The organism is Pseudomonas sp. Marseille-Q5117, assembly GCF_946901175.1.
Lineage (GTDB): Bacteria > Pseudomonadota > Gammaproteobacteria > Pseudomonadales > Pseudomonadaceae > Aquipseudomonas > Aquipseudomonas iranensis.
Genome location: NZ_CAMPPP010000003.1, coordinates 235,303 through 255,510, shown reverse-complemented (window position 1 = coordinate 255,510; position 20,208 = coordinate 235,303). Strand labels below are relative to the sequence as shown.

Sequence of the window (20,208 nt, the reverse complement as noted above, 5' to 3'; positions counted from 1 at the left end):
CCGTGCCGTTTTCTAATGCAAAGGATGGATACGTGAGCGAAACAGCCTTGCCAAAAGATGACGTCCAGCCTGCGCTCGATGCCCAGGTTGAAACTCCACCACCGGCCAAAGAGCCGCGCCGAGGCAATGGACTGGCGATTGTCGCCTTGCTGCTCGGTGCCGCCGGTGTCGCCATCGGTGGCTGGGGTGTCTGGCAGGTGCGCCACCTGCAGAACAACACGCAGCAACAGTCGAGTCAGGTGCAGGCGTTGAACGATCAGGCGCAGAGTCTGAAGCTCAACGAACAGCGTCTGACCGAGCGTCTGGCGCAGTTGCCCGGTGCTGACGAACTCGCCGAACGCCAGCGTCTGGTGACGCAATTGCAGGGCGATCAGCAGCGCCTCAATCAACGTCTGGAAACCGTCCTCGGCGCCAGCCGCAAGGACTGGCGTCTGGCCGAGGCCGAACACTTGCTGCGTCTGGCCAGCCTGCGCCTTTCAGCGTTGCAGGACATCAGCAGCGCCCAGGCATTGGTGCAAGGCGCCGATGAGATTCTCCGTGAACAGAACGATCCGGGCTCCTTCGCCGCGCGCGAGCAAGTGGCGAAAACCCTGGTTGCCCTGCGCAGCACCGAACAGCCGGATCGCACCGGGCTGTTCCTGCGTCTCGGCGCGCTGCGCGATCAGGTCATCGACCTCACGGAGCTGGCGCCGGAGTACAAGGATCGCGGCGAGTCATTGCTGGGCCTGACCGCCGATGGCGATGGCGCCAGTCGCTGGGCGCAGTGGTGGGACAAGGTGTCGCGCTATATCCGCATCGACTTCAATGCTGACAAGAACGTCAAACCGTTGCTGGCCGGACAGAGCCTGAGCCAGGTGCGCCTGGCCCTGAGCCTGGCGCTGGAGCAGGCGCAGTGGGCCGCGCTCAACGGTCAGGCGGCGGTGTACACCCAGGCGCTGGCCGAGGCACGCGATGTGCTCAAGGGCAATTTCAACCCGGACAATCCGCAAAGCAAAGTCATGCTGGAACAGGTCGCCGAGCTGAGCAAGGAACCGGTCACCGTCAAGACGCCGGATCTGACCGGCACCTTGAGTGCGGTGCAGGGGTATCTGGAGCGGCGTAACGTCAATGCCGAGGAATCGGTGAAACCGTTCGCCAAGCCTGCCGCCAATGCTGCGCAGGAGGCGACCCCATGAAGCGCCTCTATGTAATCGTGTTTCTGGTCATCGCCGCGACGGCAGCGCTTGGCCTGGCGATTGCCGAGCATTCCGGTTACGTGCTGGTGGCGTACAAGAGCTTCCGCTACGAGTCGAGCCTGTGGGCAACACTGGCTGTGATCGCGGTGCTGTGGCTGCTGTTCTGGGGCATCAAGGTGCTGGTCGAGCTGGTGATGACCTCCACCGGCGTGGTCAATCCGTGGTCGCGGCGCAATCGCAGCCGCCGCGTGCAAGTGGCGATCGAACACGGCCAACTGGATCTGGCTGAAGGTCGCTGGGCCAGCGCGCAACGGCATCTGACCCGAGCAGCGGAAGCCGAGCGTCAGCCACTGCTGTATTACCTCGGCGCCGCCCGTGCGGCGAACGAGCAAGGTCAGTACGATGAAAGTGATCGTTTGCTCGAACGCGCGCTGGAGCGTCAGCCGCAAGCCGAATTGGCGATCGCCCTCAGCCACGCACAGTTGCAGACCGATCGTGGCGACACCGACGGTGCGCTGGTGACCTTGCAGGCAATGCATGAACGGCACCCGCGCAGCGCGCAGACATTGCGTCAATTGCAACGTCTGCATCAGCAGCGTGGCGAATGGCCGGCGGTTATTCGTTTGCTGCCAGAGTTGCGCAAAGACAAGGTCCTGCCGCCGGCCGAACTGGCTGAACTCGAGCGTCGCGCCTGGGGTGAGAACCTGTCCTTGGCAGCGCATCGCGAAGAAGACGGTACGGTGGGTCTGCAATCGCTCAAGCGGGCGTGGGAACAGCTGACTTCGGCGCAGCGTCAGGAAGCACCTTTGGTGCTGGCCTATGCCGAGCAACTGCGCCAGTTGGGCGCTCAGGTCGAAGCCGAAGAAGTGCTGCGCACAGCGCTCAAACGCAAGTACGACAGCCATCTGGCGCGGCTTTATGGTCTGGTTCGTGGCAGTGATCCTGCGCGTCAGTTGCAGAATGCTGAAGGCTGGCTCAAGGAGCACCCGGCCGATCCGAGTCTGTTGCTGACCCTCGGGCGCTTGTGTCTGCAAACCAGCCTGTGGGGCAAGGCTCGCGACTATCTGGAGAGCAGTTTGCGCGTGCAGCGCAATCCGGAGACCTGTGCGGAGTTGGCCCGTCTGCTTGCACAGCTTGGCGATACCGAGCGCAGCAATCAGTTGTTCCAGGAAGGTCTGGGGCTGCTGGACGAGCGTCTGCTGGCGGCGCCTTTACCGGTTGCGGCAAAGGTCTGAAGGGCGGGGGAGGATGCTCCCTCGTGAACTTTGATGACCGAAAATTCCCCTTCTTCGCTCTCTGGAGACAAAGTCCTACAGAGCGCTTCACCGTTTCCTATCGAGCCTGTCGGGTTTTCCCTACACCTGCGGTGAACTGTCGGCAGGCCCTTGCCTTGAAAGGCTGACACGCTTTCCTCTACCGTAACCGTCTGTCTCTACTGTTACGGAAAAGCCATGTCGTTGGCCTGCTCACGCTCCTTGTTCTTCATGGCTTTCATTGCGGGGGCCTTTGCTCTGGGAGCTTCCTATTACCTCGAATACGCGGTCGGCCTGACGCCTTGCAGTCTGTGCCTGGTGCAGCGATTGTTCCTCACATTGCTGTGCATCGGCTGCGGCGTGGCGGCGGTGCATGGCCCTCGGCGCGTTGGCTTATGGTGGTACTGGCTGTTTGCACTCGGCGCCAGTCTGGGTGGTACCACCGCTGCGTGGCGGCAGGTGTTGATCCAGAGTGACTCGATGCTGCAACTGGTCAAATGCACGCCAACCGTGGAGTCACTGTTCAGCGACCTGCCGTGGATCTGCGCCTTGCAACGGATGTTCAACGGCGGCGCCGATTGTGCGGACATCTCCTGGACACTGTTCGATCTGAGCATCCCGGAATGGAGCCTGCTGTTTTTTGTCGGGGTGTCGATCCTTGCGGTTTATCAGTTGTTGCGTCTGATCTGGGGCGCTCTGCAACAACCGGTCAGCGACGAAGCGTCGCACCACCTGCTGGTCAGGGATTAAACACTTGTATGAACTTTATCTCCTGCGTACCTTGAAGCCATAGGCGTGCGGGCATAATCTGGCCGGCACGTGTCATTGGATTTATGTTGCTCGATGACGCTCTGCCCGATCGTCCACCAGTCAAATCACAACAGGGGCGCGGGTGTAGAGCAGCATGACCCACAAGGGAAGAGAGATCGCCATGCTCGAAAGTTGTCAGAATGCTCAGGAACGTTGGGGTGGGGTTCATCTGCTGATCGACCGCTGGTTGCAGGAGCGTGAAGAGCTGATCGGCGCCTACGACAAGCTCGGTGCGCAGCCTGAGTCGCTGTCCGAGAGCCGCAAGCCTTTGCAGGAATTCTGCGGCGTGCTGGTCGATTACGTATCGGCGGGGCACTTCGAAATCTATGAACAGCTGACTGGCGAAGCCAAGGCGTTCAACGACAAGCGCGGTCTGGAACTCGCCGAGACCATCTACCCGCGCATCGACGTCATTACCGAGAAGCTGCTCGCGTTCAATGATCTGTGCGATGAAGGCAAATGCGTTGCGGAGAAATTCAAGGAATTGGGCGGCTTGCTGCATGAGCGCTTCGAACTTGAAGACTGCCTGATCGAAGTGCTGCACACGGCACACAAGGAAGAAGATCCGGTTCAGGCCTGATCCACGTCCTTCATGAAAAAACGGTGCGCCCGAAAGCGCACCGTTTTTTTATGCCTGATCAGCTCGTCGCGCCACGCAATTCCACTTCGAAAACCAGAGGCGTGAACGGCGCGATCAGGTCGCCGGCACCGTCGGCGCCATAGGCTTGATCCGATGGAATCACCAGCCGCCATTTCGCCCCCACCGGCATGTTCTGCAAGGCGGTGCGCCAACCGGCGATCACGCTGTCGAGGTTGAACCATTGCGGCTGGGTGTTCTGATCGAACACGGTGCCATCCGGCAGCTTGCCGACATACAGCACCTGCACTTTGCCGTCCGGGCCGGCCTTGGCGCCAGTGCCCGGAACCAGTTCAGTCAGAAGGATGCCGTCGGCCAGTTCCTTCACCCCCGGTTTGGCTTTTTCCGCACTGAGAAAGCGTTGCTCGTTTTCCATCGCCGCGTCGCTCGATTGCCGTGATGCCTGCTCGGCATTGCGCGATTCGTGGTCGGCCAGAATCTGTTCGATACGCGCTTCACTCAGCGCCAGCGGCTTGCCCTGATACGCCTGTTGCAGACCTTCGATCAGCGCCTGGATCTGCAACTGCGGCACCTCTTGGCGCAGCCTTTCGCCGAGGCTGGCACCGAGGCTGTAAGCCAGATCATGAGCATCGTTCGCCGTGTTTTTTTCATCGGCATACGCCGCCGAAAAAAACACGCAGAGGGACAAAATAAAGTAGCGCGACATGGGCACTCTCCGACCTGGGATGCGGGGGATTATGCCAGTGCAAACGTCTGCATCGGTGAACTGCTTTTTCCCGCGCGCAGAACATTTCGGCTTCGGTGCAACGCAACGGTGCAGATACTGTCAACATGCCCTAGCGGCGGTATCAGCAGAGGTCTAGTATGAGCCGCACTCACGTCAGCCAGGAGGTAAACCATGTCGGCCACCAAGAAGCCTGTAAATACTCCGTTGCACTTACTCCAACAGTTGTCGGGCAGCCTGCTCGAGCATTTGGAAAACGCTTGCTCGCAAGCCTTGGCTGATGCTGAAAAACTGCTCGCCAAGCTGGAAAAACAGCGTGGCAAGGCGCAGGAAAAACTGCACAAATCGCGCACCAAATTGCAGGACGCCGCCACCGCCGGCAAAGCCAAGGCACAGAACAAAGCCAAGGCTGCCGTGAAAGAACTCGAAGACCTGTTGGACGCTTTGAAAGATCGTCAGTCCGAAACCCGCAGCTACATTCTGCAGCTCAAGCGCGATGCCCAGGAAAGCCTGAAACTGGCCCAGGGTGTTGGCCGCGTGCAGGAAGCAGTGGGCAAAGTTCTGTCGTCGCGCTCGGCCACACCGGCAACAGCACCAGCGAAGAAAGTTGCTGCCAAGCCTGCTGCAAGCAAAGCCCCGGCGAAGACCGCTGCGGCGAAACCTGCTGTTGCGAAAACCGCCGCCAAACCAGCGGCCAAGGCGCCAGTGAAAGCGGCTGCCAAACCAGCGGCGAAAACTGCAGCGAAGAAGCCGGCGGCGAGCGCGGCAAAACCGGCGGCTAAAACCACCGCAGCCAAACCTGCTGCAGCCAAGCCAGCAGTGAAAGCCACCCCTGCCAAAGCCGCTGCAAAACCGGCCGCGAGCAAAGCTGCACCGGCGAAAACCGCAGCCGCCAAACCTGCTGCCAAAGCAGCAGCGAAACCAGCAGCAAAACCTGCTGCCAAGACTGCCGCTACGAAGCCTGCTGCCAAGACTGCGGCCAAGCCGGCCGCTGCCAAACCTGCTGCGAAAGTGGCGGTAAAACCGGCTGCCAAACCAGCCGCAACATCGGCAGCAAAACCTGCGGCAAAAACCGCTGCGAAACCGGCCGCCAAGCCAGCTGCGAAACCCGCTGCTGCAAAGCCGGCCGCCAAGCCAGCCGCAAAACCAGCGCTGAAAAAGCCTGCAGCTGCCAAGCCAGCCGCGACCAAACCGGCTACTGCTCCAGCAGCCAAGCCCGCCACTGCCGCTACCCCGGCGGCCCCAGCTGCGTCGGCCCCGTCGTCCGCCACTCACTCGACCCCTTCGACTGCGCCAGCGCCAGCCGCTTCGTCGAACGTCAGCAGCACCCCGACCAGCGCTTCCTAAGTGCCGGTTGCCGCGACGCGCAGCACTTGCAGCGCGTCGCGGTTCAGGCTGGCGGCATTGCCGGCCAAGCCCTCAAGCCAGGTCACCGAACCTGCATCGTTGCGCGTCCACTCCTGCGCCACACCTTCGAGCCGTGACAGCAAGGTGCGCTCAGCTTCAAGCTCCAGTGATTTGATCTGCTCGCGCATGCCGGCTACCACCGCATCGTCGACGGCCCGCGCTTTCCATTGCAGGCGCAGGCTTCGCAGCGGCTGCACCACTTCGATATCCCACGGCGCGGTCAAGGCCTTGAGCAGACGTACGCGCGGTTCATCGCACGCCACCGCGCGCTGCTCCAGCCATGAACCGCAGAGCAGCAGGCAGACATTGGCGCCCGCCGTTTGCAATTGCAGGCAGGCATCTTCCACGCCCGGCCGGGCGTAGACATCAAGTGCAAAGCTCCACAGGTCAGAGGACATCGTGCTACTCGCGCCAGTTGTGAGCGAAGCTGGTAGACTCCGCCGCCATTATGATCCGACTTCAGAACCTGACTTTACAGCGTGGCCCGCAACGTCTGCTAGAAGACGCCGAGCTGACCCTGCACGCCGGCCACAAAGCCGGCCTCATCGGCGCCAACGGTGCCGGCAAATCCAGCCTGTTCGCCCTGCTGCGCGGCGAGTTGCACCCGGACTCGGGCGACTGCCTGCTGCCGGCCGACTGGCGTATCGCGCATATGCGCCAGGAGGTCGACACGCTCGAACGCCTGGCGGTCGATTATGTGCTCGATGGCGACCTGCGTCTGCGCGAGGTGCAACGCGAGCTTGCCGCTGCCGAAGAGGCCCATGACGGCACCGCACTGGCGCGCCTGCACGCCGAACTCGACAGCGCCGACGGCTACACCGCCGATGCGCGGGCGCGCAAGCTGCTCGCCGGTCTTGGTTTCACCAATGAGCAGATGGATCGTCAGGTAGGAGATTTCTCCGGTGGCTGGCGGATGCGTCTGAATCTGGCGCAGGCACTGATGTGCCCGTCGGATCTGCTGCTGCTCGACGAACCGACCAACCACTTGGATCTCGACGCGATCATCTGGCTCGAAGAGTGGCTGAAGAGTTATCCGGGTACCTTGCTGCTGATTTCCCACGACCGGGATTTCCTCGACGAAGTGGTCGATCACGTCGCCCATGTCGATCAGCGCAAACTGACCCTCTACCGGGGCGGCTACACCGCGTTCGAACGCGCCCGCGCCGAGCGTCTGGCCCAGCAGCAACAGGCCTACGAGAAGCAGCAGGCGCAGCGTGCGCACATGGAAAGCTACATCGCCCGCTTCAAGGCGCAAGCGACCAAGGCCCGTCAGGCGCAGAGCCGGATCAAGGCGCTGGAGCGCATGGAAGAATTGTCGGCGGCCCACGTCGATTCGCCGTTCGACTTCGTCTTCCGCGAGTCGACCAAGATCTCCAGCCCACTGATCGACCTGTCCGATGCACGCTTGGGTTATGGCGACAAGACCATCCTCGAGAAGGTCAAGCTGCAACTGACCCCGGGTGCGCGGATCGGTCTGCTTGGGCCGAACGGTGCGGGTAAATCGACGCTGATCAAGAACCTCGCCGGCGAGCTCGAACCGCTGGCCGGGCGCCTGACCCGTGGCGAAAACACCGTGGTCGGCTACTTTGCCCAGCATCAGCTCGACTCGCTCGACTCCAAGGCCAGCCCATTGCTGCACTTGCAGCGTCTGGCGCCGAGTGAACGCGAGCAGACCCTGCGCGACTTCCTCGGCGGCTTCGACTTCCGGGGCGCACGCATCGATGAGCCGGTGCTGAATTTCTCCGGTGGCGAGAAGGCCCGTCTGGCCCTTGCCTTGATCGCTTGGGAGCGGCCGAACCTGCTGCTGCTCGACGAACCGACCAACCACCTCGACCTGGAAATGCGTCTGGCGCTGACCATGGCCCTGCAGGAATTCAGCGGTGCGGTGCTGGTGGTTTCTCACGATCGGCACTTGCTCAAGAGCACCACCGACAACTTCTATCTGGTCGCCGACGGCAAGGTCGAAGAGTTCGACGGCGATCTCGAAGACTACGCACGCTGGCTGGTGGAATACCGTCAGCGCAATGCGCCGGTCAGCAACACGCCGGTCAACCCGGACAAGACCGACAAGAAAGCGCAACGCCAAGCGGCGGCAGCGTTGCGTCAGCAACTGGCGCCGCACAAGCGCGAGGCCGACAAGCTCGAAGCCGAACTGGGCAAGCTGCACGAGAAACTGGCCAAGGTCGATGCCAGCCTGGGTGACAGCGATATCTACGAGCCGGCACGCAAGAATGAATTGCGTGATCTGCTCGCCGAACAGGCGAAATTGAAGGTGCGTGAAGCCGAGCTGGAAGAAGCCTGGATGGAAGCCCTGGAAACCCTGGAAAGCATGCAGGCGGAGCTGGAGGCGTTGTCCTGATGGAAGCCTTCAAGCTGCCTTTCTCGGCGGTGTGGGTCGAGCCGCTCTGGTTCACCGCGCAGATTCTGCTGATTCTGCTGGCCGGTTACCTGACCCAGCGTTTCGTCGCCAAAGGCCTGACTCGCCTGGGTGAGCGCTATCCGTTTCCGCCGCAGTTGCTGATGCCGCTGCGCGGCGTGTTGCGCTGGCTGATCATGGGCAGCGCGCTGCTCTTCGTGCTCGAGCGCCTCGGCGTTTCGGCCACGGTGCTGTGGACGGCGCTGTCGGGATTTGTCGCGGTGGCGGCGGTGGCGTTCTTCGCCATGTGGAGCGTGCTGTCGAACCTGCTCTGCGCCATTCTGATCTTCACCGTCGGGCCGTTCCGCCTCGGCGACGTGGTCGAGCTGGTCGACACCACCGACAAGCCTGGCGTCAAAGGCCGGGTGATCGCGATCAATCTGCTCTACACCACGCTGGTCGAGGCCGAAGAACTCGGCACCGGCAGCGCCATGGTGCAGGTGCCGAACAGCCTGTTCTTCCAGCGATCGGTGCGGCGTTGGCGCGGGACCGATGTGTTGCCGTCGAGCGGGTTCGAGAAGTAGATCTCGGCGTTGTCTGTTCGGACGCTTTCGCTCCCACATTTGCAATGCGCGTCCCTGTGGGAGCGAGCCTGCTCGCGAAGAGGCCGTCAGCCGCACCTGCAACATTCAGCAAGAAATCGGTAGTCATCCACACGAAGCCGCATTAGCTTAGGCTTTTGTCACAAGCATCAGCCGAGGTGTGCGATGGAGCTTCAAACATGGCTGGCATTCTTTGCCGCCTGCTGGGTGATCAGCCTGTCCCCGGGCGCGGGCGCCATCGCGTCGATGTCCAGTGGTTTGCAATACGGATTCTGGCGCGGTTATTGGAACGCGCTGGGCCTGCAGATCGGTCTGGCGGTGCAGATCGCGATTGTCGGCGCGGGTGTTGGCGCTGTGCTCACTGCTTCGGCCACGGCATTCCATGCGATCAAATGGTTCGGCGTTGCCTATCTGGTTTATCTGGCGATCAAGCAATGGCGGGCGCTGCCCATGGACATGAGCGATGACGCCGCAGTGCGGCCGATCGGCAAGCCGCTGGCTTTGGTGTTTCGCGGCTTTCTGGTGAACATCAGCAACCCCAAGGCGTTGGTGTTCATGCTCGCGGTGTTGCCGCAGTTCATCAATCCCCATGCGCCGCTGCTGATTCAGTATCTGGTGATCGGCGTGACCATGGTGTTCGTCGACCTGATTGTCATGGCCGGCTACACCGGACTGGCGTCGAAGGTGCTGCGCCTGTTGCGCACGCCCAAGCAGCAGAAACGCATGAACCGCACCTTTGCCGGGCTGTTCATCGGCGCAGCGGCATTCATGGCGACGTTGCGCAAAGCGGCGGCGTAAAACGCTCGGGCACAAAAAAGGCGACCTCAAGAGGTCGCCTTTTGCATTTCTACCGAGACATCGGGGCAAGCGAGCTTTTCTTGAATCAATAGCGAGGGCCGCTTCGCGACCCAACGGGGATAAATCCCCTCGCCACAGAGCCCTTCGCCACAAAAGTCCTCAGATCCGGCTCAGCGTAAAATCACCGGCGCCGTATCACGCGGCAGATTGTTGCGCTGCGGCGCTTCACGCGGCTGCTCATAACCGTCACCACCACCGAGCTGCATGCTCAGCTGCCCGGCCACGTCTTCGCCCAAAGCCTTCGACACCTCACGCACCACCCGCGGACGGTTCAGCGAGATCTTGATGTCGCGATGGTTCACCAGTTTGGTGTCCTGCGCTTCGCCCATCGCCGTGAAGGCCGAGGTGATCTCGTAGGTCTTGGTGTTGATCAGACTGAAATCCGCCACCAGCGTCAGGCCCAGCACCGCCGAGTAGCTGTCGGTGTGCGCCAGCTCATTGATGTCCTGGGTGAAGTCGATATCGGACACGGTGCCGAACAGCACGTAGTCGGCGCCTTTGAAGTTGCCGGCCTTGATGCGCTTGATCACGTCATACACATCGCCTTTGGATGAGGCGGTATAAGGCGTGCCCTGCACCAGCTGGAACATGCCGGTACGCAGGATTTCACCCTTGATGTCGCCGGTGAATTTGCGCAACTCGCCCTGTTCGATGTAGCTGGTGGTCGCTTCGATCTCGTTGTAGCTCGAAGAACCGCTGGCGCTGTAGTAACTCTCGCGGTGATTGCTCTGCGCCGAAACGATGTGGATGTATTGCTCCACGCGCTCCTGATACGCCAGATCCGTCACCGCCACTTTCGGGGCCGCCTGCGCGCTGAAGGCGCAAGCCAGGGCCATCATGCCAATCCATGTGCGCATCGATCAACGCTCCGTGGTTTTGCGGATCTCTTTTTCATCCATCCACTCGGCCAGACCGCTTTCGACGTCGATCAACTGCAGGCTGAATTTGTAGAAGACGTCCTTGTAGTCGCTGCTGCGCTTGACGATCGAGCTGATCGAGCCTTCGATGCGGTACTTGGCGGCAACCATGTTGCCGGTCTTGGCCACGGTGCTTTTCTTGTACAGGCCGCTCTGGTTTTGCAGCTTGAGCTGGTCAACCTGGCTCTGCATCGCATTGTTGTCGCTGGCGAAGCGCGCAACACCGGTCTTCATCAACTGAGTCTTGATGCTGGTGGTGATTTCGCGGGTGTCGATGTACTCGCTGGTCTTGTTCTTCACATCGTAGACCTGAACTACCGGACGACCCTGCAGGATGCCGGACTGGGCCAGCGAGCGGGTCATCGACTCGGCGATCATTTGCAGGTCGGTCGAACCGAATTCGTTGGTCACGGTTTCAACCGCTTTGGTGTCGCCGTAGCTGATGTTCTTGCTGCCCAGGGTCGGCGAGGTGTTGGCGCAACCGGAGGCGAGCAGGGCGATGACGGCGATGCAGGAAAAGCGTGCAAACATGAGAAAGCTCTCTCAATCAGAAATAGGGTGGCGGGCTTAAGGCGTCTTGATTTCCAGACGGAAATCCACGGCTTTCGGGGTTGGGGCGATAGCCTGAATGAAGCTGGTCTGGGCGCCGTACATCATCTGGCTTTTCCACACTTCTTCTTCGGCAACCGGGAAACCTTCGGCGCCGAGCCAGGCGAAGCGGTAGTAGAAAATCTTGTTGCTGTTGAGGGTGTTGCTCAACTGCACGTTGACGGTCATGAAGCCGTTTTCACGAGCCACGCGCATGGCGCCGACGACGATGTGTTTCTGCGGGCCCATGGCCACGACTTTGCTCGCGGCGCTGCCCGGCTCAGGTGGTGGCGGGGTGGCGCAGCCTGCCAGCAAGGCGAGGGCGGCGACGACGATGATCTTCAAGCGCATTGCAAAGACTCCGTTCTTAAGGTTGTTTGAGGCTGGCGACGTTGGTCGCGGCAGCGCTCGGCATTACGTGAGCAGCGATGCCGCCAGCGAATACCTGGTTGCCCACGGCACGCAGGCTGATCACTTGGTAGCGCTGGTCGACAGTGACCTTGACCACCGAGCCGCCGACGGCGCTCGGCAGGGTAACCTGATGCTCACCTTTTTTCAGGCGCAGACGTACCACTTGGGTGTTGTCCGGCAGGGTGCGCCATGTACGGGTATCGGCACCTTCGAGCACCGCTGAAGAAATCCCCACGGCGAGACCGGCCAGGGGGTTGGTTTCGTTTATCTGTTTCTGCGCCACACCTTTGGTGATCGCGCGCACGGTGGTGCGCACGATGATCCCCGGCATGTCATCGCGCAGAGCGCGGCGGGACATGGCGGTGGTGCTGTTCAGCGCGGTCAGGTCAACCTGCTTGCCGTCGACACCGATCTGCGCAAACGGCGCGGTGGAGGTGTCCGGTTTGATGATCGGGAACGACAGCGGAGTGATCACCACGTTGTTGGAAATCGGCAGCGGCAGCGGCACACGAATCGAGTCGCGGGCCGGGGCCAGACCGCTCTGCACGACGATGAGAATGTCGCTGTCATCGGATTTGGAAGGCTTGTCGAGATTGACCAGCGCCTGCTCGAGCAACGGCGTGTTCGGGCGCAGTTCGGCAGCCTTGCGATAACCCGGCGCGGCCAGATCCTTCTCGCCCAAAGCTTCGTAAACGAAACCGGCCAGGTAATGGCTGAATGCACTCTGGTAGCTGTTCTTCAGGCCGACCACTTCCGGCGCGTCGAGGCTGGCCACCGGATAACCCTGCAAATCCTTGTACTGGGTCTTGATGCCTTCTTTCTCGGCCTCTTCTTCGCTCTTGAGGTATTCCTTGTCGCGCAGGTCGGCGATCACCGCTTCGCGTTCGTGGGTCTTTTTGATCGCCGTGCGGGCGCCATCGAAATCGTTGACCGCCAACAGGTTCAGGGCCATCTGCGTGGTCAGCATGACTTTTTCGTAGTCATAGCCTTCGTAGCGACGCACCTTGTCGTTGACGATGAAGCTGCCGAACTGTGCCAGGTACTTGGCCGAGTCGAGCTTGACTGCGTCTTCCCACTGACCGACCACCTGATCGGCATTGCCCCAGGCGTTCTGGCTGCCCGACAGGTCGCCCTTGGCGCGCAGCAGTTCACCTTTCTCGAAGTAATAGAGCAGGTCTTTGTCGGTGCCGGTGTTGTTCTTTTCCAGCAGGGTCAGCGCGGCGTCGACGTTGCCGGATGCCAGTTGCTGATTGGTCTGGGCCAGTTCGGAATCGTAGTTGCGAAACGCTGCGCAGCCGGACAACAGCGTGACAGCGCTGAGCGCGAGCAGCATGGAAGCGCGGAATGCCATGGGTACTTCTTCCCTGAGTAACAAAACTTGCAGCCGCGTGTGCTGGTCGGGCTGGTGTGACCTATCGACGGCGGCGCTGGCCTCCTGCCAATTCCTCATGGGTGAGGAGCTTTTGATGCCGGCTCGCTGGGCGAGGGCGCGGCATTATAAACGTGGGGTGATGGCTATGTAATAGCTTTTTGGGTGCATTTTCAGATGTGGTGCCATCACTTCTCCGCAGTAGCGGGTTTATCCGACGCGGGTTTTTGATTCGGTACAAAGGCTGATCCGACGGTATAGACCTGATCCCGGAATACCCGCAGGTGCAGAATCTGGCGGTCCTGGTCGACGCGCATTTCAAAAGGGTGGTCGATGGACGCAGGCGCAAAACGGAAGGTATGCAGGCCTTTCTTCAAACGCAGGCGGGCGACCAGCGTCTTGTCCGGCAACGCTCGCCATGTGCGGGTGTCGGCTTCTTCGAACGGATCATGCTGAGTGACGATCAACGAGGCTTTCGCCGGGTTGCGCTCGTTTTCCTGCGCTTGACCGATGGCGGCCATGTTGGCGCGGAACATCGCCCGCGAGATGATTTGCGGCATGTCGTCGCGCAGTGTGCGCATGGACATGTCAGTCACGCTGTTGATTACTACCAACGGCTGTTTGCGACCGTCTACGGTGATATGGCTGAAGTTGGGCGTAACTGCGTCCGGCACCATCACCGGGAATGAAATGGGCGCGATGATGACCAGCGTTTCGTTCAGACGAACCGGGATCGGCACTTGCACTGAGCTGCGAGCCGGAGCCAGGCCACTCTGGATAATCAGCAACACATCGCTTTCATCGGCTTTCGCTGGCGATTTGTCGAGATTGCGCAGGGCCTTTTGCAGCAAGGGCATGTCCGGCCGCAGTTCGATCGCCTGACGATAACCGGCCGCCGCGAGGGCGCGCTCGCCGAGGGCTTCATAGGTGAATCCGGCCAGATAGTGGCTGAACGCACTTTGGTAGCCGTTTTTCAGCTCAACAACCTGCGCCGCATCAAGCAAGGCGACCGGGTAGCCTTCCAGTTCTTTGTAATGGGGAATCTTGCCCTGAGCTTTGGCCTGCTCCTCGGCCGCTTCGTATTGCTTTTCACGCTGGCGGGCGATCAATGCTTCGCGTTCGTGGGTTTTCCTGATGTCTGCGCGGGCGCCGGCAAAGTCATTGACGGATAGCTGGTTCAAGGCCATTTGCGTAGTCAGCATGACCTTTTCGTAATCGTAGCCTTCATAGCGCCGCAGCTTGTCGTTGACCAGCATCGTGCCCATTTCATCACCGAAACGCGCCAGTAATTTCATCGCGCCGGACGGGTTGGCTTCCTCGCGCTGGAAGATCATCCGGTCGGCATTGCGCCAGGCGTCCTGGCTGTCGGGCAGGGCACTGCCAGCGCTGAGGATCGCGCCTTTTTCCAGGTAATACAGCAGATCCTTGTCTTCCCACGGGTTGTTCATTTCCACCAGTGCCAGAGCCCCGGTCAGATTGCCCCGGGTCATTTGCTCGGTGGTCTGCTGCATTTCAAGATCGTAGTTGCGATAGGCGGCACAACCGCTCAACTGAACAGCGACGCAAAGCAGCAAAACGAACGGAAGACTCCGCATTGAGGTTGATTCCTTGCGCGCAAATGCTCTGGGGCGGGCAGTATAAAGTGGATGATGGCAAATGGCTGTGATCTTGATCGAACGTGTCGATGCTCAATCGGCAGCGGGCAGTGCGGCAATACTCGGCGACAAACGCTGCTGCCGTCTGCCGGGTATTTCCTGCCAATCAAAGCGAAACGCCGACAAAGCTTGAGAGAAATGTCTTCGAAGTGAACAATATGTAACTTCGCATTTCCATTTGAGATTCGTTCATGACTGCCTCGTCCCGATTGCTGGCCTGGCTGCTGTTCCCGTTATTGTCCCTGAGCAGCCTGCCGCTGCTGGCCGATACCGTGGAAGGCGCGCCGCAAGCGTTGCACCTGCTCGATTACATCAGTGCCGATTACCCGCCAACGGTCGCGGCAGGCAAAGTCATCGACGATGGCGAATACCGCGAGCAGCTGGAATTCACTCAGGTCCTGCAAGGCTTGATCACTGCATTACCGGCCAAACCGGAAAAAGCCGCGCTGGAACAGGGCGTCGAATCTTTGCATGCCGCCATCACTGCAAAGCAGGACGGTGCCGATGTCGCCCGTCAGGCCCGACAGCTGGGGGCGAAACTGGCGGTGGCTTATGAAGTCAGCCAGGCACCGATCATCACCCCGGACCCGACACGCGGTGCGCCGTTGTATGCGCAGAACTGCTCGGTGTGCCATGGCGACACTGGCGCTGGCGACGGCCCGGCCGGCGTCGGTCTGACCCCTGCGCCAGCCAACCTGCGCGATGCTGCGCGCATGGATCACCTGAGCCTGTACGCGATCTACAGCACCCTCGGCCAGGGCGTCGAAGGCACCGACATGCCGGCGTTTGCCGATCAGCTCGATGATCGCCAGCGCTGGGATCTGGCCACCTACATCGCCGGCTTCAGTGCCGATGCGGCAGCCGCCAAGTCCGACAAGGCCTACAACATTGCCGACCTGGCCCGGCAGACCCCGGCCGAGGTGCAGGCTGCCGAGGGCGCAGAGGTCGCGGCAACGTTCCGGGCTCAGCGCGCGCAACCGCCGCAGGTCAAACGTGGTCCGGCACAGTTGCTTGATTACACTGCCGCCACGCTGGACAAGAGCCTCGCGGCCTACCGCGCCGGTGAACATGATCAGGCCTATGACCTGTCGGTAGCAGCGTACCTGGAAGGCTTCGAACTGGTCGAAAGCTCGCTGGACAACGTCGATGCCAACGTGCGCAAGGACACCGAAAAATCGCTGATGGCTTACCGGCAGTCGCTGCAGGACGGTCTGCCGGTCGAGCAGACCGAGCAGCGTCTGGACGCGGCCAAGGCCAGACTCAAGGAGTCCGCCGGTCTGCTGGGCAGCGATGGTCTGAGCTGGTCGCTGAGCTTCATCTCCGGTCTGCTGATTCTGCTGCGCGAAGGTCTGGAAGCGATTCTGGTGCTGGCGGCGATCCTCGCCTTCTTGCGCAACACCGGTCAGCAGTCAGCGGTGCGCAGTGTCAACGTTGGCTGGGGCCTGGCGTTGCTGGCGGGCTTGGGCACCTGGGCGCTGGCGGCGTATGTGATCGACGTCAGCGGTTCGCAGCGTGAGTTGCTGGAAGGCGCCACCGCGTTGTTTGCCAGCGTCATGGTGTTGTGGCTCGGCGTGTGGATGCATGACCGCCGTCACGCGGCGGCCTGGCAGGATTACATCAAGAGCAGTCTGGTAGGCGGCGGTGGTCGTTTCGGTTTTGCGATCCTGGCGTTCTTCTCGGTCTATCGCGAGTTGTTTGAAGTGATCCTGTTCTACGAAACCCTGTGGCTGCAGGCCGGGCCTGCCGGGCACAACGCCGTGTTGGCCGGCGGTGCGACGGCGCTGGTGCTGCTGGTCGGTCTGGCCTGGGTGATCCTGCGCGGCTCGGCGAAACTGCCGCTGACGCTGTTCTTCAGCATCAACGCCGCGCTGTTGTGCGCGTTGTCGGTGGTGTTTGCCGGGCATGGCGTGAAGGCCTTGCAGGAGGCGGGAATCTTCGGCACACGGCCGGTGGCGTTCTTTGAATTCGACTGGCTGGGGATCCATGCCGATGCCTATTCGCTGACCGCGCAGGTGGTGGCGATTGTGGCGATTGCTGTGCTGTATGGGCGCAGTTGGGTGGCGGAGAAGCGACGGGTGTCGGCTGCATAAAGGCATTCGCTGCGCTCATATTCGCGAGCAGGCTCGCTCCCACAGGTTCGGTATGTATCCTGTGGGAGCGAGCCTGCTCGCGAATTTTTTGGAGGCAAGAACATGCGTGTATGGATCGATGCCGACGCCTGTCCGCGGGCGGCGAAGGATCTGGTGGTGAAGTTCGCGTTAAAGCGCCAGTTCGAAGTGGTGCTGGTGGCCGGGCAGCCACAGATCAAGCCGGGGCTGGCGATCGTCAAATTGATTGTGGTGCCGAGCGGGCCGGATGCGGCAGATGATTATCTGGTCGAGCATGCGGTGCCGGGCGAGTTGGTGATCTGCAGCGATATTCCGCTGGCCGATCGGCTGGTGAAGAAGGGCGTGGCGGCGCTGGATCCGCGCGGCAAGGAGTTCGATGCGCAGAACATGGGCGAACGCCTGGCGGTGCGTAATCTGTTCACCGATCTCAGAGAGCAGGGCCAGATGAGCGGCGGGCCGGCGCCGTTTGGCGAGCGTGAAAAGCAGGCGTTTGCCAATGCGCTGGACCGGATTCTGACCCGGCTCATCCGCAAGTCCTGAAAAGATCGCAGCCTGCGGCAGCTCCTACCGGGGCGGTGTATGCCGCAATATCACGGCGCGACACGGAACCTGTAGGAGCTGCCGAAGGCTGCGATCTTTTGATTTCAAGCGTCGTTTTCGTGGGTCAGTTCGAGCACGCGGTCGACCAGTTTGTTGATCCCCGAAGCCGCTTCACTGATGGTCTGCGCCAGCATGTACGCCGGGGTGGTGACCAGTTTGCGCGCCTTGTCTTCGACGATTTCGGTGACGGCGCACTCTTCGTGGGTGGCGCCCATCTTGTTCATGGCCGCAGCGGTGTCGGCGTCGTTGCCGATGGTGCAGGTCACGCCCGGGCCATAGATTTTCGCCGCCAGCGCCGGGGAGATGCAGATCAGCCCGACCGGCTTGCCCGCTTCGGCAAATGCTTCGGCCAGGGCCAGCACTTCGGGTTGCACGGTGCAGCCGGCGCCTTCGATGGCGAAGTTCGACAGGTTCTTCGCCGCGCCGAAACCGCCGGGCACGATCAGCGCATCGAAGTCTTCGACATCGGCATCGCGGATATCCTTGACGTTCCCCCGGGCAATGCGCGCCGATTCCACCAGCACGTTGCGCGACTCCGGCATTTCTTCGCCGGTCAGGTGGTTGATCACATGCAATTGCGCGATGTTTGGCGCGAAGCACTGCACCTGTGCGCCGCGCTGGTCGAGGCGCAGCAGGGTGATGACACTTTCCTGGATTTCGGCGCCGTCGTACACGCCACTGCCGGACAGGATCACTGCAACTTTTTTGCTCATGGGCTTCTCTCCAGATTCATGGCGCTCAATGTCCCTCAAATCGTCGCGCGTGGCCATAGGGGCATGGCTGACGCGCGCGGGGGCAGAGCGCTCTCTCAATGGATCGCAACGGCGGCGGGGTGTTCATTATTTGCCTGGGCTGCGCGTGGCAGCCGCCAGCGAATGGCTTATTCGGCTGGCGTTTTCGGTCCGGCAGGAGGGGTCGTTTCGGCCAAGCGCAACTGCTCTGCCTCGGCGGCTTTGGCCAGTTGCTCGTCCTGATAGATTTTCTTCGCCAGTTGCGCATTCTTGAAGCGGCGCCGCAGCCACAGGCCCAGGCCGAGGATCAGCAATGCGCCGAGCACCCACAGCTCGTACTTCTTGATGCTGCCGAGCATGCCTTCCAGCACTGCGCCGAAGTGGTAAGCCGCCGCAGCCAGCGCGGTGGCCCAGATCGCCGCGCCGATGCCGTTGAGCAGCAAGTAACGTCCCGGTGGATAACCGGACAGGCCGATCGCCACCGGCATCACCGTGCGCAGGCCATAAACGAAGCGGAAGCTCAGGACCCAGATGTCCGGATGTTTGCGGATGTGCTCCAGCGCACGGTCGCCCATCATCTGCCAGCGCGGTTTGCGCGCGAGCAATTTGCGCCCGTGCTTGCGCCCCAGGAAGTACCACAGCTGATCGCCGGCATAACTGCCGAAGAATGCCACGACCACCACCAGGTTGATGTCCATGTATCCACGGAACGCAAGGAAGCCTGCGAGCACCAGAATGGTTTCGCCTTCGAAGAACGTGCCGAGAAACAAGGCAAAGTAGCCAAAGTCGTGCAGAAATTGTTGGAGCATTGTCTGGGTGCTGGCGAAATGAACGCGCAGCCTAACCCTTCGGACACATTCATGAAAGTGTCCAAATGTGTCTCGACGTGAACATTTCCTACATCGACAATGGATTGCGGCTACCTGTCACAGAGCACACATAACTGTCATCTGTTGGTCATAATGGCCGTCTATAACTGTCACGCTCGCCCGTTTGCCCGGGCTCAGGAGTCTGCCGTGAGCTTTACCCCCGCCAATCGTCTGTTCCCAGCCACTCGTCTGCGCCGCAATCGTCGTGATGATTTTTCGCGGCGCCTGGTGCGTGAAAACGTATTGACGGTCGATGATCTGATTCTGCCAGTGTTCGTGCTCGACGGTGAAAACCGCCGCGAAGCCGTGGCCTCGATGCCGGGCGTCGAGCGACTGACCATTGATCTGCTGCTTGAAGAAGCGGCGAAATGGGTCGAGCTGGGCATTCCGGCGCTGGCGCTGTTCCCGGTCACCCCGCCTGAGCTGAAATCCCTCGATGCCGCCGAAGCCTGGAATCCCGAAGGCATCGCCCAGCGCGCCACTCGCGCCCTGCGTGAGCGTTTCCCGGAGCTGGGCGTGATCACTGACGTCGCGCTGGACCCGTTCACCACCCACGGTCAGGACGGCATTCTCGACGAAGACGGCTACGTGCAGAACGACATTACCGTCGATGCGCTGGTGCGCCAGGCGCTGTCCCACGCCGAAGCCGGAGCGCAGGTGGTGGCGCCGTCGGACATGATGGACGGCCGCATCCAGGCGATTCGTGAGGCGCTGGAAATCGCCGGCCACGTCAACGTGCGCATCATGGCCTACTCGGCCAAATACGCCAGCGCCTACTATGGCCCATTCCGCGATGCTGTGGGTTCGGCGTCGAACCTCGGCAAGGCCAACAAGGCTTCTTATCAGATGGACCCGGCCAACAGCGACGAAGCGCTGCACGAAGTCGGTGCCGACTTGTCTGAAGGCGCGGACATGGTCATGGTCAAGCCGGGCATGCCCTACCTGGACATTCTTTTTCGGGTCAAAGATGCCTTCAAGGTGCCGACCTTCGTCTATCAGGTCAGTGGCGAATACGCCATGCACATGGCCGCTATCCAGAATGGCTGGTTGAGCGAAGCGGTGATCCTCGAGTCACTGACCGCCTTTAAACGTGCCGGTGCAGATGGCATCCTGACTTACTTTGCCGTTCGTGCCGCTCAATTGTTACGAGAGCAGAAATAGCCCTCCCAGGAACATT

General features: G+C 61.1%; 20 protein-coding genes. 11 read left to right on the top strand and 9 right to left on the bottom strand.

All coding sequences use genetic code 11. From position 1 onward, the window contains the following. The first annotated feature begins 32 nt into the window (after positions 1-32). The 4 genes from OC605_RS07020 to OC605_RS07005 all read left to right on the top strand — a co-directional run bounded on the left by OC605_RS07020 (position 33) and on the right by OC605_RS07005 (position 3,818). Positions 33-1,175 carry a uroporphyrinogen-III C-methyltransferase gene (locus OC605_RS07020; protein WP_262136675.1) on the top strand — a complete coding sequence of 381 codons (1,143 nt, stop codon included), beginning with the start codon at positions 33-35 and terminating at the stop codon, positions 1,173-1,175. After that, positions 1,172-2,410 carry a heme biosynthesis protein HemY gene (locus OC605_RS07015; RefSeq protein WP_133335736.1) on the top strand — a complete coding sequence of 413 codons (1,239 nt, stop codon included), beginning with the start codon at positions 1,172-1,174 and terminating at the stop codon, positions 2,408-2,410. The genes OC605_RS07020 and OC605_RS07015 overlap by 4 nt, the downstream gene beginning before the upstream one ends. A 216-nt stretch (positions 2,411-2,626) precedes the next feature. Then, positions 2,627-3,178 carry a disulfide bond formation protein B gene (locus OC605_RS07010; RefSeq protein WP_186569452.1) on the top strand — a complete coding sequence of 184 codons (552 nt, stop codon included), beginning with the start codon at positions 2,627-2,629 and terminating at the stop codon, positions 3,176-3,178. 181 nt (positions 3,179-3,359) lie between these two features. Then, positions 3,360-3,818 carry an Rsd/AlgQ family anti-sigma factor gene (locus tag OC605_RS07005; RefSeq protein ID WP_016985889.1) on the top strand — a complete coding sequence of 153 codons (459 nt, stop codon included), beginning with the start codon at positions 3,360-3,362 and terminating at the stop codon, positions 3,816-3,818. 58 nt (positions 3,819-3,876) lie between these two features. Here OC605_RS07005 and OC605_RS07000 read toward each other — a convergent pair whose 3' ends face one another. After that, on the bottom strand, positions 3,877-4,542 hold the full coding sequence (locus tag OC605_RS07000) for an FKBP-type peptidyl-prolyl cis-trans isomerase (protein WP_133335740.1): 666 nt from the start codon (positions 4,540-4,542) through the stop codon (positions 3,877-3,879). A 192-nt stretch (positions 4,543-4,734) separates the two neighbouring features. On the opposite strand from OC605_RS07000, the gene OC605_RS06995 reads away from it, so the two are divergent. Further along, on the top strand, positions 4,735-5,907 hold the full coding sequence (locus tag OC605_RS06995) for an AlgP family protein (protein WP_262136579.1): 1,173 nt from the start codon (positions 4,735-4,737) through the stop codon (positions 5,905-5,907). Here the strand turns inward: OC605_RS06995 and OC605_RS06990 are convergent. Next, the gene (locus OC605_RS06990; RefSeq protein WP_186569449.1) at positions 5,904-6,365 is read right to left on the bottom strand and encodes a TIGR02444 family protein; all 462 of its coding nucleotides are present in this window, start codon (positions 6,363-6,365) and stop codon (positions 5,904-5,906) included. The genes OC605_RS06995 and OC605_RS06990 overlap by 4 nt on opposite strands. A 50-nt stretch (positions 6,366-6,415) precedes the next feature. Here OC605_RS06990 and OC605_RS06985 point away from each other — a divergent pair, with 50 nt between their 5' ends. From OC605_RS06985 to rhtB, 3 genes are all read left to right on the top strand, one after another. Then, on the top strand, positions 6,416-8,326 hold the full coding sequence (locus OC605_RS06985) for an ATP-binding cassette domain-containing protein (protein ID WP_262136578.1): 1,911 nt from the start codon (positions 6,416-6,418) through the stop codon (positions 8,324-8,326). After that, the gene (locus OC605_RS06980; RefSeq protein WP_130889081.1) at positions 8,326-8,907 is read left to right on the top strand and encodes a mechanosensitive ion channel family protein; all 582 of its coding nucleotides are present in this window, start codon (positions 8,326-8,328) and stop codon (positions 8,905-8,907) included. Before OC605_RS06985 ends, OC605_RS06980 begins: the two co-directional genes overlap by 1 nt. A 183-nt stretch (positions 8,908-9,090) precedes the next feature. Continuing rightward, the gene (gene rhtB / locus OC605_RS06975; RefSeq protein WP_016772608.1) at positions 9,091-9,723 is read left to right on the top strand and encodes a homoserine/homoserine lactone efflux protein; all 633 of its coding nucleotides are present in this window, start codon (positions 9,091-9,093) and stop codon (positions 9,721-9,723) included. Positions 9,724-9,893: 170 nt separating this feature from the next. On the opposite strand, the gene OC605_RS06970 is transcribed toward rhtB, so the two are convergent. The 5 genes from OC605_RS06970 to OC605_RS06950 form a co-directional block, all read right to left on the bottom strand. Next, positions 9,894-10,640: a hypothetical protein gene (locus OC605_RS06970; RefSeq protein WP_016772609.1), complete on the bottom strand. Its 747-nt coding sequence runs from the start codon at positions 10,638-10,640 to the stop codon at positions 9,894-9,896. A gap of 3 nt (positions 10,641-10,643) precedes the next feature. Beyond that, positions 10,644-11,231 carry a penicillin-binding protein activator LpoB gene (gene lpoB, locus OC605_RS06965; RefSeq protein WP_016772610.1) on the bottom strand — a complete coding sequence of 196 codons (588 nt, stop codon included), beginning with the start codon at positions 11,229-11,231 and terminating at the stop codon, positions 10,644-10,646. A gap of 36 nt (positions 11,232-11,267) precedes the next feature. Continuing rightward, positions 11,268-11,639, bottom strand: coding sequence for a YcfL family protein (locus OC605_RS06960; RefSeq protein ID WP_186569447.1), 372 nt, complete (start codon positions 11,637-11,639; stop codon positions 11,268-11,270). A gap of 16 nt (positions 11,640-11,655) precedes the next feature. Further along, complete coding sequence (locus OC605_RS06955; protein WP_186569446.1) at positions 11,656-13,050, bottom strand: COG3014 family protein; 1,395 nt, start codon at positions 13,048-13,050, stop codon at positions 11,656-11,658. Between the two features lie 206 nt (positions 13,051-13,256). Beyond that, positions 13,257-14,663 carry a COG3014 family protein gene (locus OC605_RS06950; protein WP_186569445.1) on the bottom strand — a complete coding sequence of 469 codons (1,407 nt, stop codon included), beginning with the start codon at positions 14,661-14,663 and terminating at the stop codon, positions 13,257-13,259. A gap of 251 nt (positions 14,664-14,914) precedes the next feature. Here OC605_RS06950 and OC605_RS06945 point away from each other — a divergent pair, with 251 nt between their 5' ends. Then, a complete protein-coding gene (locus tag OC605_RS06945; RefSeq protein ID WP_262136577.1) occupies positions 14,915-16,813 on the top strand; it encodes an FTR1 family protein in 1,899 nt (632 codons plus the stop codon). A gap of 102 nt (positions 16,814-16,915) precedes the next feature. Beyond that, a complete protein-coding gene (locus OC605_RS06940; RefSeq protein ID WP_262136576.1) occupies positions 16,916-17,371 on the top strand; it encodes a YaiI/YqxD family protein in 456 nt (151 codons plus the stop codon). A gap of 104 nt (positions 17,372-17,475) precedes the next feature. Here the strand turns inward: OC605_RS06940 and elbB are convergent, their stop codons facing one another. Together elbB and OC605_RS06930 are read right to left on the bottom strand one after the other, a co-directional pair. After that, complete coding sequence (gene elbB, locus OC605_RS06935; protein WP_016772616.1) at positions 17,476-18,144, bottom strand: isoprenoid biosynthesis glyoxalase ElbB; 669 nt, start codon at positions 18,142-18,144, stop codon at positions 17,476-17,478. 167 nt (positions 18,145-18,311) lie between these two features. Next, complete coding sequence (locus OC605_RS06930; RefSeq protein WP_133335756.1) at positions 18,312-18,971, bottom strand: DedA family protein; 660 nt, start codon at positions 18,969-18,971, stop codon at positions 18,312-18,314. Positions 18,972-19,178: 207 nt separating this feature from the next. Here OC605_RS06930 and hemB point away from each other — a divergent pair, with 207 nt between their 5' ends. Further along, on the top strand, positions 19,179-20,192 hold the full coding sequence (gene hemB / locus OC605_RS06925; protein WP_041476908.1) for a porphobilinogen synthase: 1,014 nt from the start codon (positions 19,179-19,181) through the stop codon (positions 20,190-20,192). Positions 20,193-20,208 lie beyond the last annotated feature (16 nt).

What these genes read in the sequence shown, in the direction of transcription:
- OC605_RS06955 (WP_186569446.1), bottom strand. Translation starts at nt 13,050, where the DNA reads ATGGCATTCCGCGCTTCCATGCTGCTCGCGCTCAGCGCTGTCACGCTG.
- lpoB (WP_016772610.1), bottom strand. Translation starts at nt 11,231, where the DNA reads ATGTTTGCACGCTTTTCCTGCATCGCCGTCATCGCCCTGCTCGCCTCC.
- elbB (WP_016772616.1), bottom strand. Translation starts at nt 18,144, where the DNA reads ATGAGCAAAAAAGTTGCAGTGATCCTGTCCGGCAGTGGCGTGTACGAC.
- OC605_RS06990 (WP_186569449.1), bottom strand. Translation starts at nt 6,365, where the DNA reads ATGTCCTCTGACCTGTGGAGCTTTGCACTTGATGTCTACGCCCGGCCG.
- OC605_RS06970 (WP_016772609.1), bottom strand. Translation starts at nt 10,640, where the DNA reads ATGCGCACATGGATTGGCATGATGGCCCTGGCTTGCGCCTTCAGCGCG.
- OC605_RS06995 (WP_262136579.1), top strand. Translation starts at nt 4,735, where the DNA reads ATGTCGGCCACCAAGAAGCCTGTAAATACTCCGTTGCACTTACTCCAA.
- OC605_RS07000 (WP_133335740.1), bottom strand. Translation starts at nt 4,542, where the DNA reads ATGTCGCGCTACTTTATTTTGTCCCTCTGCGTGTTTTTTTCGGCGGCG.
- rhtB (WP_016772608.1), top strand. Translation starts at nt 9,091, where the DNA reads ATGGAGCTTCAAACATGGCTGGCATTCTTTGCCGCCTGCTGGGTGATC.
- OC605_RS06960 (WP_186569447.1), bottom strand. Translation starts at nt 11,639, where the DNA reads ATGCGCTTGAAGATCATCGTCGTCGCCGCCCTCGCCTTGCTGGCAGGC.
- OC605_RS06950 (WP_186569445.1), bottom strand. Translation starts at nt 14,663, where the DNA reads ATGCGGAGTCTTCCGTTCGTTTTGCTGCTTTGCGTCGCTGTTCAGTTG.
- OC605_RS06980 (WP_130889081.1), top strand. Translation starts at nt 8,326, where the DNA reads ATGGAAGCCTTCAAGCTGCCTTTCTCGGCGGTGTGGGTCGAGCCGCTC.
- OC605_RS06945 (WP_262136577.1), top strand. Translation starts at nt 14,915, where the DNA reads ATGACTGCCTCGTCCCGATTGCTGGCCTGGCTGCTGTTCCCGTTATTG.
- OC605_RS06985 (WP_262136578.1), top strand. Translation starts at nt 6,416, where the DNA reads ATGATCCGACTTCAGAACCTGACTTTACAGCGTGGCCCGCAACGTCTG.
- OC605_RS06930 (WP_133335756.1), bottom strand. Translation starts at nt 18,971, where the DNA reads ATGCTCCAACAATTTCTGCACGACTTTGGCTACTTTGCCTTGTTTCTC.
- OC605_RS06940 (WP_262136576.1), top strand. Translation starts at nt 16,916, where the DNA reads ATGCGTGTATGGATCGATGCCGACGCCTGTCCGCGGGCGGCGAAGGAT.
- OC605_RS07010 (WP_186569452.1), top strand. Translation starts at nt 2,627, where the DNA reads ATGTCGTTGGCCTGCTCACGCTCCTTGTTCTTCATGGCTTTCATTGCG.
- OC605_RS07015 (WP_133335736.1), top strand. Translation starts at nt 1,172, where the DNA reads ATGAAGCGCCTCTATGTAATCGTGTTTCTGGTCATCGCCGCGACGGCA.
- OC605_RS07005 (WP_016985889.1), top strand. Translation starts at nt 3,360, where the DNA reads ATGCTCGAAAGTTGTCAGAATGCTCAGGAACGTTGGGGTGGGGTTCAT.